This is a genomic window from Clostridium sp. AF27-5AA (assembly GCF_003478415.1).
GTDB lineage: Bacteria > Bacillota > Clostridia > Lachnospirales > Lachnospiraceae > Otoolea > Otoolea fessa.
Genome location: NZ_QUFH01000009.1, coordinates 34,417 through 48,916, shown reverse-complemented (window position 1 = coordinate 48,916; position 14,500 = coordinate 34,417). Strand labels below are relative to the sequence as shown.

Genomic DNA, 14,500 nt, shown 5'->3' with positions numbered 1-14,500 from the left:
CGATATAAATTATGAAAGGGAATCTAGTATGAAAACGATTTTAGATTTGATCGTGGAAGAACTGAAACCGGCGTTTACCGGCTGCGGGTACGATGAGAAGTACATCCGCGTAACGGTATCAAACCGCCCGGATCTCTGCGAGTATCAGTGTAACGGCGCGATGGCAGCTGCCAAAGCGTATAAAAAGAAACCGATCGATATTGCCAATGAGGTGGTGGAAAAGACAGCCGGAAGCAAGATGTTTTCTGAGATCAATGCCGTGATGCCTGGATTTATCAATATCCGCCTGAATCCGTGCTACCTGGCATCCTATGTACAGCAGGTGGCAGAGGATGAAAAGCTGGGACTCAACGCAGCTAAGAAGCCGGAGACGATCATCATCGATTACGGCGGAGCCAATGTAGCAAAACCGCTGCATGTCGGACACTTACGTTCTGCGGTCATCGGAGAGAGCATCAAGCGCATCAGCCGCTATATGGGACACCATGTCATCAGCGATGTGCATCTGGGTGACTGGGGATTGCAGATGGGACTGATCATCGAGGAGCTGCATGACCGTCAGCCGGATCTGGTATATTTTGACCCGGATTATACCGGCGAGTATCCGTCGGAGCCGCCGTTTACGATTTCCGAGCTGGAGGATATCTATCCGGCAGCGAGCGCGAAATCCAAGGTAGATGCGGCATTTCGTGAGCGGGCACAGCAGGCAACCTTCAAACTGCAGAGTGGCTATGCACCGTTCCATGCGATCTGGAAGCACATCATGAACGTGTCCTTGAAGGATCTGAAAAAGAACTATGGCAATTTAAATGTATCGTTCGACCTCTGGAAGGGCGAGAGCGATGCGCAGCCATATATTCCGGGACTGATCGAGGATTTACAGAAAAAAGGTCTTGCCTATGAGAGCGATGGCGCGCTGGTTGTCGATATCGCACAGGAAGGGGATGCGAAGGAATATCCGCCTTGTATCGTCCGCAAATCCGATGGTGCGGCGCTGTATGCGACTTCCGATCTGGCGACGATCATCGAACGTGAGCAGGATTTCCATCCGGACCGCTACATTTACGTCGTAGACAAGCGCCAGGAGCTTCATTTTATCCAGGTATTCCGTGTGGCGAAGAAGGCGGGCATCGTCAAAGAAGATACGCCGATGATCTTCTTGGGCTTCGGTACGATGAACGGCAAGGACGGTGGTCCGTTCAAGACACGTGAGGGCGGTGTTATGCGTCTGGAGCACCTGATCAAGAATATCGATGAGAAGGTATATGAGAAGATTCAGGAGAAGCAGAAGGTTCCGGCGGACGAGATGACACGCACGGCGGAGATTGTCGGTCTGGCGGCACTTAAATATGCCGATCTTTCGAATCAGGCGACCAAAGATTACATTTTCGATGTAGACCGCTTTATTTCCTTCGAGGGAAATACAGGTCCACATATCCAGTATATGATCGTCCGCATCAAGTCCATTCTGGAGAAATACAAGGAACTGCGCGGTGCGGATGCTAAAGTGGTTCCGATCCGTCCGGCTGAGAGCGAGACAGAGAAAGCACTTCAGATGGCGCTTTGCCGTTTCGGCGAGGTGACAGAATCTGCATTCTACGAGACGGCGCCGCATAAGCTCTGCCAATACATGGCGGCAGTGGCGGATGCGTTCAATGCATTCTATCTGGAAAATAAGATCCTCTCCGAGGAGGACGCAGCGAAGCAGGCAGCCTTTATCAGCCTGATCACGCTGACCAAGCGGGTGCTGGATACCTGTATGGATCTGCTCGGAATGGAATCGCCGGAACACATGTAATCTGTAATATGGAGGAATCCTCATGAAAATAATAAAAATGTCCGTAGATACCTTCTGGAAGGGCGAAGTACGGGTACAGGGACAGATTGAGGATGAGACAAAGGTATATCAGACAAGAATTTTTATCAAGGGTAGTCAGATCTATGACTACTCTTGTTCTTGTGCGGAGGGAAATTCATTCCGGGGTTCCTGCGTGCATGCAAAAGCGCTTCAGGAGGCGTTTGCCCGCCAGCAGAAAGCCGAGCATACACCGCCGGTTTCGACTTCGCCGGAGATCCGGATGATGATCCGGGAGTACACGAACCGGGAAGTAGCGCGGATTCTGGGCGAGGAAGAGCGGGAACCGGTCTATCTGCATCCCTATTTACAGATCCGGCGCGGCGAAGTGCTTTTGGAGGCACGGATCGGACGGGAAAAACGGTATATTGTGAAAAACCTGCTGGAATTTGCACAGGCGGTTCACAGCGGAAAACGGGTGGAATACGGAAAAGGCATGGCGTTTGAACACGTCCCGTCTGCCTTTGCGCCGGAAAGCCGCCCATTTTTAGATCTTCTGCTGGAGGAGGCGGACGCCTACATACGCCATTATGAGGAGATGCGCGGTCATGCGGGGCTGCCGCTTCCGGTGATGCGGGCGTTAACGCTGGGATCTGCAGCGAGGGATCGGCTGTTTGATCTTTTAGAGGGAAAAGAAGTCCAGACGGAGGACGAGAAAGGTGCTGAACGTGTGTGCCGGGTTGAGCGCAAGGATCCACGTTTCCCGGTGGAGGTGGAAGCAAGGGGCGATGGAATTGCGGTTACGGTTCCATCGGCTCTAACCTCGTTCCGGGGAGAACAGCGTCTGTATGTGGCAGATGGATTGCATCTGTTTGGATGCAGTGAACTGTATACAGAAACGATGGGCGTTTTTCTGGAGCAGATGGAACAGGGCGGAAGAGAGTGCAGAAGCCGGAAAGAGAAGCGGGAGCTGCTGGTTGGAAGCCGGGATATTCCGCTCTTTTATGCGCGGGTGCTGGAAGGCATGGAGGCACTTGGGATCTTGCAGAGCCCGGAGATCGATTGGGAGAAATACCGCCCAGAGGCGTTGAAAGCCCGGTTTGAGTTTGACAGTGATTCGCCGGACGAGCTGCGTCTGCGTCCGACGCTTTCCTACGGAGATTTTACGTTTTCGCCGCTGGCGGACGAGCATGTTCCGCGGGAGATCTGCCGGGATGTACCGGCGGAATTTTATATCAGCCGCCTGATCACGCGGTACTTCTCTTACTGGGAGGATGAGAGCGGCGAGCTGGTGATCCGCGGGGATGAAGAAGCGCTGTACCAGGTTCTGAGCGAGGGAATGCCGCAGTTTCAGGAGGTGGGCGAGGTATGGCTGTCAGAGTCTGTCCGCCATCTGCGCGTCCTGCCCCCGCCGGAAGTGTCGATGGGGGTTTCTCTTGGAGGCGGCTGGCTGGATCTGAAGATTGAGACGGCGGGAATCGACCCGGCGGAGCTTTTGCAGGTACTCAGTGAATACCGCCAAAAAAAGAAATATTACCGCATGAAAAATGGCGAATTTTTGCAGCTTTCGGGCGGCGGCCTGCAGGCGCTTGACAGCCTGACTGCGGATCTGGGACTGACAAAGAGTGAATTTCAGGCGGGGGAGGCGAAGATACCTGCCTACCGTGCTTTTTATCTGGACAGTCTCTCGGGCGACGGCAGGATGAAACTGTTTCAGCGGGATGAAGCCTACGGGATGATGGTGCGCGATCTAAAAACGGCGCAGAGTGTCAGCTATGCGGTTCCGGCGGTGCTGGAAAAGACGCTGAGGGAATACCAGAAGATCGGATATACGTGGATGCGGACGCTGGCGCGGTATCATTTCGGTGGGATCCTGGCAGATGATATGGGACTGGGAAAAACGCTGCAGGTGATTGCGCTTCTGACGGCATTTTATCAGGAAAAAACCGAGCAGAAAGCGGCTGGAAATGAAGGCAGTGGGTCAGAATTACCTCTTCCGTCTTTGATCGTCTGCCCGGCGTCGCTCGTCTACAACTGGGGACAGGAATTTGCCCGGTTTTCGCCGGGGATCCGCGTGCTTCTGATTGCCGGGACGGCGAAAGAACGGCAGGAACAGCTGGAGGAGCAGATGCGGATGGAGGCGTCTGAGGGGGCGCAGGTGATCATCACGTCCTATGATCTGTTGAAACGGGATCGGGCGGCGTATCTGGGACGCACGTTTGAATATGAGATTATTGACGAGGCGCAGGTCATTAAAAATGCAAAGACACAGGGCGCGAAGGCGGTAAAGGAGATTTCGGCGAATGCCCGTTTCGCTCTGACGGGAACGCCGGTGGAAAACCGGCTCAGCGAGCTTTGGAGCATTTTTGATTTCCTGATGCCGGGATTTTTATACAGTTACCGGAAGTTCCGTGAGCGGTATGAGCTGCCGATCGTGAAAAATCAGGATCCGGAAGCATTGACGGCACTGCGGCGGATGACGGGACCGTTTGTCCTGCGCCGCTTGAAAAAGGATGTGCTGCGGGAGCTTCCGACCAAGGAAGAGAGGATCGTTTATTCGGCGGCGTCGGGGCGGCAGCAGAAGCTTTATACGGCGTCGGCGTTGAAACTGAAAGAGGCGCTGGCTGGCGGCGCGTGGTCGGGTAATGGAAAATTGGAAGTGCTTTCCCAGCTCATGCGGCTGCGCCAGATCTGCTGCGATCCGGCACTCTGTTTTGAAGATTATACGGGGGAATCGGCGAAGCTGGAGACCTGTGTTTCGCTGATCGCATCAGCGTCTGCGGCGGGACATAAGATCCTGCTCTTTTCCCAGTTTGCCTCGATGCTGGAGCGGATTCGGGAACGCCTTTTACAGGAGGGCATTTCGTCCCATCTTCTGGTCGGCGCGACCCCGAAGGAGGAACGCAGCCGGATGGTGCAGGCGTTTGCCTCGGATGAGGTTCCGGTGTTCCTTATTTCCCTGAAAGCCGGGGGAACGGGACTCAACCTGACGGCGGCGGATATCGTGATTCATTACGATCCGTGGTGGAATGTGGCAGCGCAGAACCAGGCGACCGACCGCGCGTACCGGATCGGGCAGGAAAAGCCGGTCACGGTATACAAACTGATCTTAAAGGATACGATAGAAGAAAATCTTTTGAAGCTGCAGAATGCGAAGCTTGCGCTGGCGGCGCAGGTGGTTTCAGAGGGAATGGTTTCACTGGGCGATTTGAGCCAGAATGAACTGATGGAGCTGTTTGAACAGAATCCATAAAAAAATTTGCAGAAATAACGGGCAGGAGGAAAAAGCGTGAAGCAATGGAAACGATACAAATCATATATACTGCCATATAAGAGCGCCTTTATTCTGGGACCGCTCATGATGGTAACGGAGGTGCTGGGTGAGATTCTGCTGCCCAAATTTATGTCGATGATTATTAACCATGGCGTGGCGCAGAAAGACGGCGGATACATTCTCAAAATGGGACTTGTGATGGCGATTACCTCCTTTTTGATGGCGGCAGGCGGCATTCTGGGGGCATATTTTGCAGCGAAGGCGTCGATTTCCTTTACCAGCGATCTGCGCCGCGACTTATTTGCCAGAGTGCAGCAGTTTTCATTTAAAAATATCGATACGTTCAGCACGGGATCGCTGGTAACCCGTCTGACGAACGATATCCAGCAGGTACAGAACCTGATTATGATGGGACTTCGGATGATGCTGCGCGCGCCGGGCATGTTCCTGGGGGCGCTTGTGATGGCGTTCTGGATGAATGCGGAACTGGCAGCTGTCATCCTGGTGGTGATTCCGCTTCTGACGGCGGCGATCGTCTGGATCTTACGGACTGCCTACCCGCGGTTTACAGCCATGCAGAAAGCGCTGGATACGCTCAATAGCGGCATCCAGGAGGTGCTGACGAACGTGCGGGTGGTGAAATCCTTTGTGCGGGAAGACTACGAGGAAAAGCGGTTTGCCGACACGAACCGGGAGCTCAAGGAGGCAGGGCTGCGGGCGCTGAAGATCGTAATTGCGACGATGCCGGTCATGATGTTCGCGATGAATGTGACGACACTGGCAATTGTCTGGTTCGGCGGAAACCTGATTATCGGCGGACGGATGGCGGTCGGAGATCTGACGGCATTTACGACCTACATTGTACAGATTCTGATGTCACTTATGATGCTCTCAATGGTATTTTTGCAGAGTTCCCGCGCGATGGCGTCCATCCGGCGAATCGATGAGGTGCTGGATGAGCCGATTGATTTGAGCGATGAAAATGCATCACAGAAGGACCGGAAGGTTGAGAAGGGGCGCGTGGAATTTAAGGATGTTTCCTTTTCCTACCGCGAAGGCGGTGAGCCGGTTCTATCCCACATCAGCCTGACGGCAGAGCCGGGGGAGACGATCGGCATCCTCGGTGCGACCGGAAGCGGAAAAACGTCGCTGGTACAGCTGATTCCCCGCCTCTATGATGTGACAGAGGGGAGTGTGCGGGTGGATGGTATCGATGTGCGGGAGTATTCCCTGAAAAATCTCCGGGACGGCGTTGGCATGGTTTTACAGAAAAACGTCCTGTTTTCCGGCACGATCGAGGAAAACCTGCGCTGGGGTGATGAGACGGCGACGGAGGAAGAAGTGCGGCGGGCAGCAGTGTATGCGCAGGCAGATTCCTTTGTGAATTCGTTTGCCGAAGGCTACAAAACGGAGATGGGACAGGGCGGCGTCAATGTATCCGGCGGTCAGAAACAACGGCTGTGCATCGCAAGGGCACTCTTAAAGAAGCCGAAGATCCTGATTCTCGACGACAGCACCAGTGCTGTCGATACGGCAACAGAGGCGGCGATCCGGACGGCATTCCGGGAAGATTTGAAAGATACGACGAAATTTATTATCGCACAGAGGCTGAGTTCGCTGGAATACGCGGATCGGATTCTCGTCCTTGAGGACGGCAGGATTATCGGAGAGGGAACGCAGGAGAAGCTGCTGGCGTCCTGTGAGGCGTACCGGGAGATCTATGAGACGCAATATGGAAAACGGGCTGGCGGGGAGGTAATGGCATGATGGATGAAAAACAGATTGAAAGCCTGAAACGCCGATATGGCAGCCGCATAGCCGACGCACCGAAACGCCGCCGGGGACCGGAACGGATGGCGGTTATGAAGGGCGGAAAGCCCAAGGCGGGCGGTCAGACGATGCTGCGCCTGCTTTCATACTTAAAACGCGACCGGATGGCGATGACAGCCGCCTTTTTCTGTGTGATCCTGGGGACGGTGACAAATCTGGCGGGCGCCTATATGCTGCGCCCGATCATCAACCGGTATATTGTGCCTTTAGATGGCAGCCGGGGCGATGTGGCGGGGCTGTTCCGTTCCCTGTGCGTGATGGGAGCGGTTTATTTAGCCAGCGTTGCCGCTTCCTATATGCAGTCGCGCATCATGCTGCAGGTGGCGCAGAACGCGCTGCAGCGGCTGCGGGAAGAGCTGTTTAACCATATGCAGACGCTTCCGCTCCGGTTTTATGATACCGGCAGCAACGGCGATCTGATGAGCCGTTTTACAAACGATGTGGATACGATCGGCATGATGCTCAGCAGTACGCTGGTGCAGCTTTTATCCGGCGTACTCAGTATTGTGGGAACGCTGGTGCTGATGATTTACACGAACGTGTGGCTGACGGTGATTACGCTTGCCATGATGCCGGTGATGCTGCGTGCCGGTAAATTTGTTGCCGGACGGAGCCAGAAATATTTCTCTGCCCAGCAGGCGGCGCTTGGCGCGATGAACGGCTATATTGAGGAGACCGTGCAGGGGCAGAAGGTCGTCAAGGTATTCTGCCATGAGGAGATCGCAGAGGAAGAATTTGGATGGCTCAATGCGGATCTGAAAGAAAAACAGATCCGGGCACAGTTTTTCGGCGGTGTGATGGGACCGGTCATGAACAATTTAAGCCAGTTAAATTATGGACTGACAGCCTGCATTGGCGGTCTGCTCAGTGTGTTCCGGAACTTTGATGTCGGTGGACTGACCGTATTTTTAGGTTTTTCGCGGCAATTTTCCAGACCGATCAACGAGCTTTCCATGCAGGTTGGAAACGTATTTTCGGCGCTGGCAGGCGCGGAGCGCGTGTTTGCAGTGCTGGATGCGGAACCAGAGGCGGCAGATGCGTCGGATGCGGTTTCGATCGCGCCGATCCGCGGTGAGGTGGTGCTTGACCATGTGACTTTCGGCTATGAGCCGGGGCAGGTGATTTTGAAGGATATTTCGCTCTATGCGAAGCCGGGACAGAAGATCGCCTTTGTCGGTTCGACGGGAGCCGGAAAAACGACGATCACGAATCTGATCAACCGTTTTTATGATATACAGGGCGGCTCGATCACGGTGGACGGCGCCGATGTCCGCCGGATGCACCGGAAGGAGCTGCGGGAAAATATCGCGATGGTTCTGCAGGATACGCATCTTTTTACCGGCACGGTACGGGAAAATATTCGATACGGGCGGCTGGATGCCACGGATGAAGAAGTTGTTGAGGCGGCAAAAACGGCATCGGCGCATTCCTTTATCATGCGTCTGCCGGATGGGTATGACACGATGCTGGAGGGCGACGGTGCAAACTTAAGCCAGGGACAGCGCCAGCTATTAAACATTGCGCGGGCAGCAGTTTCTAAAGCACCGATCCTGATTCTGGATGAGGCGACGAGTTCGGTCGATACGCGGACGGAGAAGCACATCGAGCACGGCATGGACCGGCTGATGGCGGACCGGACGACCTTTGTCATCGCCCACCGGCTTTCGACAGTCCGCAACGCCAATGCGATCATGGTGCTGGAGCACGGGCAGATCATTGAGCGCGGCGACCATGAAGATCTGCTGGCGCAGAAAGGGCGGTATTTTGAGCTGTATACCGGAATGAAAGAGCTGGAATAAGGCTTTCGTTGAGAATTAAATGAGAATTTGTTTCCTGTACGCGTGAACTCACCTATATTGAAAAACGGATGGATCTAGTGTATAATGGGAACACTTGAAATTTTTAAGTAAAATCGGATCACGTAAGCTGGAAAATAGAGCCGGATCCGTGGCAAATTTTGTACCGTTAGGAGGAATATCTATGAGTATCCGAGTTGGAATTTTAGGATATGGAAATCTGGGACGCGGCGTGGAGTGTGCGATCCGCCAGAATCCGGATATGGAACTGAAAGCAGTATTTACACGGCGTGCGCCGGAAACGGTCAAGATCCTGACCGAGGGCGTACCGGTTTATCATGTAGATGAGGCAGAGGCGAAGAAAGACGAGATCGACGTTTTGATTCTCTGCGGCGGTTCGGCTACGGATCTGCCGGTTCAGACCCCGAAATATGCACAGTGGTTTAACGTAGTGGACAGCTTCGATACCCATGCAAAGATTCCAGAGCATTTCGCAGCAGTCGATGAGTCCGCACAGAAATCCGGAAAGGTTGGCATCATCTCCGTTGGCTGGGATCCGGGTATGTTCTCCCTGAACCGTCTCTATGCAGCTGCATGCCTGCCGGAGGGCGAAAATTATACATTCTGGGGCAAGGGCGTCAGCCAGGGACATTCCGATGCGATCCGTCGGATCGAGGGCGTCAAGGATGCCAGACAGTACACAATCCCAGTTGAAAGTGCACTGGAGGCAGTCAGAAGCGGCAGCAGCCCAGAGCTGACCACCCGCGAAAAACACACCAGAGAGTGCTTTGTTGTGGCAGAAGAGGGAGCGGATCAGGCAAAGATCGAGAATGAGATCAAGACCATGCCGAACTACTTTTCTGATTATGACACAACGGTTCATTTCATCACCGAAGAAGAACTGAAACGCGATCACAACCGTCTCCCGCACGGTGGTTTCGTACTCCGCAGCGGTAAGACCGGCTGGAACAAAGAGAACCACCATATCATCGAGTACAGCTTAAAGCTGGATTCCAACCCGGAATTTACTTCCTCCATCATCGTGGCATACGCACGCGCGGCATACAAGATGAACCAGGAAGGCCAGAAGGGCTGCAAGACCGTCTTTGATGTGGCACCGGCGTATCTGTCGGCAGAGAGTGGGGCAGATCTGCGGAAGAAGTATCTGTAATAATTTCAAATTTTCCTTTCAACTTGTATTGTCGCTTAAAATGAAGTAAAATGTAAGACAGATTTGCATGATTTGTACCTGCGCAGCACTGGCAAAATCCGTTAAAGTCCGCGCAATGAGTGAACGTAACTTTACGTTTGCGGGAGCTGGTGGGTAGGAGAAAAGCGAAAATACATACAGGAAGGACAATATACGATGAATAAATGGAAAAAATCCGTGCGTTCCCTCTGCCTGGGAATGGCACTTATGATGTCTGTGTCATGGACGGCATTTGCTGCGACAGACGGGGCGACCGGTCCGGGACAGGCGGCAGGAGGCACGGTCTCCGGCGCAGTTCCTTCGGGAGCAACGGTTACTTCACAGAATGCAGCTCAGCCGACGGTGGCAGCGCAGGGCGCAGTGCTCTATGATGCGACGCACAACCAGTTCCTGTTTTCCAAGAATGCGGATACGCAGTATTATCCAGCCAGCATCACGAAGCTGATGACGGCGCTTCTGGTAGCGGAAAACTGTAATCTGAGTGATACGGTAACCTTTTCCCAGACGGCAGTTTCGAATCTGGAATCGGGCGCGGTGACGCTGCAGGTCAAGGCGGGCGATACCTTTACGGTTAAGGACTGTCTCTATGGTCTGCTTTTAAAATCGGCAAATGAGGTGGCAAACGGACTGGCGGAGCATGTGTCCGGCAGTGTCAGCGCGTTTGCGGATAAGATGAATGAGAAGGCAGCGTCCTTAGGATGCACGCATACGCATTTTGCAAACCCGAACGGTCTGAACAATGCGAACCATTTTACAACCGCACATGATATGGCGCTGATTGCAAATGCTGCATTCAATAATGCGACGGTGCGTCAGGTTGCATCGACCCTGCATTACGATTTTCCGGCGACTGCCAGCGTGCCGACGGTGCGGACGCTTACGATGGGACATAAGATGCTCAATCCGGCAAATTCCCAGTATTATGAGGGAATCATAGGCGGAAAGACCGGTTATACCTCCCTGGCAGGCAACACGCTGGTAACGTGTGCAGAGCGGAATGGCGTGCGCCTGATTGCAGTTATTTTAAAGAGTTCGCAGACCCATTATGACGATACGAAGAAGCTGCTGGACTATGGTTTTGCAGTGGCGGGCAGTGCATCCGGCACACCGGCTGGCACGAATACCTCGGTATCGGATGCGGCGAACAACAGTACGTCAAATTCCAGCAAGCCGTCCGGCAATACGACCGGCACGGGTACATCGTCTTCCGGCAGCCAGGGCGGACCGGGTAGCTCTGGATCTGGCAATACAGCTGCTCAGGGCGACGGTGCGTGGCAGCAGTTTGGAAATGAATGGAAATACCTGAAAGCAAACGGAACCTACGCGGCAAAAGAGAGTCTCCTGATCAAGGGAGAGACATACTATTTCCATGCAGATGCGTGGATGGCGCGTGACTGGCAGATGGTAAACGGCTCCTGGCATTATTATACCGAAAGCGGGGCAATGGCGAAGAGCCGCTGGATTCAGACGAATGGATACTGGTATTATGTCAGTGCTGACGGAGCATTGTTTGTCAATGGAACGACACCGGACGGATACAGAGTCGATGCGAATGGTGTCTGGATTCAGAAATAAAGAAGGGCATAAAAACGGAGCCGACCGGCAGTCAGAAAGGCAGGGGCGGCTCCGTTTTTTGCAGCTCTGCGGTCGCAAAAGGACCGGCGGCACAGCTGGCAGATGGGGTTGATGTTATTATAGTGTGATCAATTCATACTCCCGGCTTCCCAGACCGATTTTCTCTGCGTGTGCCAGACAGCTTTTCCACTCGGATTCTGGTGTGGAATTTGTGAAATGGTCATGGTGATCGTGAAAATTCGGATCGGCAAGATGTTTTGCAAGCTGGCTGCCCGGCATCGGAGCAGCGTCCAGACAGGCGTCCACACAGGCCTGATCGAGTGCCAGCGGATCGAAAGAAGCAAACATACCAAGATTTGGAAGGATCGGTATGTCATTTTCACCGTGGCAGTCGCAGTTCGGGGAGACGTCAACCACCAGGGAAATATGGAAGTTTGGACGTCCATCCACAACGGCTTTTGTGTATTCCGCCATACGGCAGTTTAACAGCTCATTGGCTGCGTTGTTGTCAAATTCGATCGCGTCAAAGTTGCAGGCGCCGAGACACCGTCCGCAGCCGACGCAGTGCTCACCGTCTACGTGCATTTTTCTGGAGGCTTCATCGAAAACGAGACCGCTGTTGGCACATTCCTTCTGACAGCGGCGGCAGCCCCGGCAGAGCTTTTCCTTGATGTGTGGTTTTCCACTGCTGTGCTGATCGGTCTTACCGGCGCGAGAACCGCAGCCCATGCCGATGTTTTTGATCGTGCCGCCGAAGCCGGTCATCTCATGTCCCTTGAAATGGGTCAGGCTGATAAAAACATCGGCATCCATGACGGCACGGCCGATCTTAGCTTCTTTGATGTATTCGCCTCCGGCCACCGGAACAGCGATGTCATCGGTGCCTTTTAATCCATCACCGATGATGATTGGACATCCGACAGTCAACGGGGTAAAACCGTTTTCCCAGGCGCATTCCAGGTGCTCAAGCGCATTCTTGCGGCTGCCTGGATACATCGTATTGCAGTCTGTTAAAAATGGTTTGCCCCCCAGCTCTTTGATGACATCAACAACGGCCCTGGCATAATTCGGACGCAGATAACTGATATTTCCAAGCTCACCAAAGTGCATCTTGATAGCGACAAATTTACCGTCCATATCGATGGAACCGATCCCGGCTTTACGGATCAGTTTTTTTAATTTGGCAGGGAGACCATCGCCAAATGCAATGGTGTGGAAATCTGTAAAGTATACCTTTGCTTTTTCAGCTTTTGACATATGAATACCTCCTGATAGATTGCTTTTTTGGATTTTTTATATAGTAAAGTGATAGAAAAATCCATTTTATTATACCGGAATCGGGTGGGTGTGTCAAAAATTTACTTTTCTTTTTAATGTAGTTCCTATATAATAAAAAAACATGGAAAAAGCAGATTTCAGCTGCAGGGAGGATTCTGGCAAGATACCTGTATCTGGAAACCTGCTTTTGAAAATACGAGGGGACTTGTCTGCATAGAAGGGACAGTGACCCGGGCAGGAGATGACAGTATGAGAAATGCACCGGTTATCTATATCGTGGTGCCTTGTTACAACGAAGAGGAAGTTCTGCCATTGACGGCAGAATTTTTAGGAAAAAAATTAGATGATTTAATCCGCAGCCGCCGGATTCATCCGGGAAGCCGGGTGCTGATGGTAGATGACGGTTCGAAGGATAAAACGTGGAAGCTGATCGAAGAATTCCATGAGAAGGATGAACGGTTTGCAGGTGTGAAGCTGAGCCGCAACCGCGGCCATCAGAATGCGCTTTTAGCAGGACTTTTTGAGGCGGCGAGACGGCGGTGTGATGCGGCGATCTCGATGGATGCCGATCTGCAGGATGATGTGGACGCATGCGACGCGATGATCGAGCGGTATATGGCTGGCTGCGACATCGTGTACGGTGTGCGTCGCCACAGGACGACGGATACATTTTTTAAGCGTACAACCGCACTGGGATTTTATAAGATTATGAATGCGTTGGGAGCGAACACTGTGTATAATCATGCGGATTACCGCCTGATGAGCCGGAGGGCGCTGGAAGGACTGGAGGAATTTTCGGAGGTCAATCTGTTTCTGCGCGGGATTGTCCCGATGATCGGCTATCCGTCCGATGTGGTATATTATGACCGTAAAGAGCGGGCAGCAGGGGAGAGCAAATATCCGCTGAAAAAGATGCTGGCTTTTGCCATCGAGGGCATCACTTCGCTGAGTACAAAGCCGATCCGGATGATTACGTTCATGGGAATTGCGGCATTTTTTGTCAGTATTGGATTCCTTATCTGGGCAGTGGTTGATTTCTTCCGGGGCAATACGATCACCGGCTGGGCGAGCATGATGGTGTCGCTCTGGTTTATCGGCGGACTGCTCCTTCTCTCGGTCGGAATCGTCGGAGAGTATGTCGGAAAGATTTATCTGGAGTCGAAGCACCGCCCGCGCTATATCATCGAGAGCCGCACGTCGGATCGCATCCGAGAACGTGAGAAAGGGCGCAGCCGGAGGCAGGAGATGCCGGGAGAAAATTTGCGCCGCAGCCGTGCAGAAGCACGGGAACTCCAGACATCAAAAAGAAGAGAAGCTGTGCAAAAACCGGAGCAGGAGTGAAGTGGCTCTTAGTTACAGTTCACGGGTAGGCACTTTTGGAACCGAAAGTGCCGTAAGAAAACGTGGTGGCAGCAGGAATTTGCCGTATTTAAATGCGAAGCCACGGCAAATTCCGTTACTGTTCACGTATACGTGAACAGTAACAGCTCTTAAAAATTCAGGAAACACTTGACAAACCCGGAAAATGGGTGTATCTTCATAAACAAATAATTCCTATCAGGAATAAGGGAATATAAGCTGAAAGGGGACAGATCCGATGCGTCAGAGTAAAGCCATGCAGATGAATATGATGATGAACGGCATGTGTATGATGTGCTGTCATATTTGTGTGCATGAAAGACGGAACGGGCTGGTCGGATAGACCTGTAAGTATAGCATAGGAAGCCGCGATCCGTACTGGA

General features: G+C 52.9%; 8 protein-coding genes. 7 read left to right on the top strand and 1 reads right to left on the bottom strand.

Annotated features, from left to right (window positions below; genetic code table 11):
- The first annotated feature begins 28 nt into the window (after positions 1-28).
- From argS to DWY89_RS09945, 6 genes are all read left to right on the top strand, one after another.
- Positions 29-1,798 carry an arginine--tRNA ligase gene (argS, locus tag DWY89_RS09970; protein WP_022358738.1) on the top strand — a complete coding sequence of 590 codons (1,770 nt, stop codon included), beginning with the start codon at positions 29-31 and terminating at the stop codon, positions 1,796-1,798.
- A gap of 22 nt (positions 1,799-1,820) precedes the next feature.
- Entirely contained in the window at positions 1,821-5,048 is a 3,228-nt protein-coding gene (locus tag DWY89_RS09965) for an SNF2 helicase associated domain-containing protein (protein WP_118524653.1), read from the top strand.
- Between the two features lie 105 nt (positions 5,049-5,153).
- A complete protein-coding gene (locus DWY89_RS09960; protein ID WP_118524665.1) occupies positions 5,154-6,836 on the top strand; it encodes an ABC transporter ATP-binding protein in 1,683 nt (560 codons plus the stop codon).
- Positions 6,833-8,698 (top strand): ABC transporter ATP-binding protein, encoded by a 1,866-nt coding sequence (locus tag DWY89_RS09955; RefSeq protein ID WP_118524652.1) that lies wholly within the window; start codon positions 6,833-6,835, stop codon positions 8,696-8,698. The genes DWY89_RS09960 and DWY89_RS09955 overlap by 4 nt, the downstream gene beginning before the upstream one ends.
- Positions 8,699-8,879: 181 nt before the next feature.
- Positions 8,880-9,866, top strand: a complete 987-nt coding sequence (locus tag DWY89_RS09950; RefSeq protein ID WP_117795607.1) for a diaminopimelate dehydrogenase — start codon at positions 8,880-8,882, stop codon at positions 9,864-9,866.
- 195 nt (positions 9,867-10,061) lie between these two features.
- Positions 10,062-11,480: a D-alanyl-D-alanine carboxypeptidase family protein gene (locus DWY89_RS09945; protein WP_118524651.1), complete on the top strand. Its 1,419-nt coding sequence runs from the start codon at positions 10,062-10,064 to the stop codon at positions 11,478-11,480.
- 117 nt (positions 11,481-11,597) lie between these two features.
- On the opposite strand, the gene DWY89_RS09940 is transcribed toward DWY89_RS09945, so the two are convergent.
- Positions 11,598-12,737 (bottom strand): DUF362 domain-containing protein, encoded by a 1,140-nt coding sequence (locus DWY89_RS09940; protein ID WP_118524650.1) that lies wholly within the window; start codon positions 12,735-12,737, stop codon positions 11,598-11,600.
- A 270-nt stretch (positions 12,738-13,007) separates the two neighbouring features.
- Here DWY89_RS09940 and DWY89_RS09935 point away from each other — a divergent pair, with 270 nt between their 5' ends.
- Positions 13,008-14,099, top strand: a complete 1,092-nt coding sequence (locus DWY89_RS09935; protein WP_118524649.1) for a glycosyltransferase family 2 protein — start codon at positions 13,008-13,010, stop codon at positions 14,097-14,099.
- Positions 14,100-14,500 lie beyond the last annotated feature (401 nt).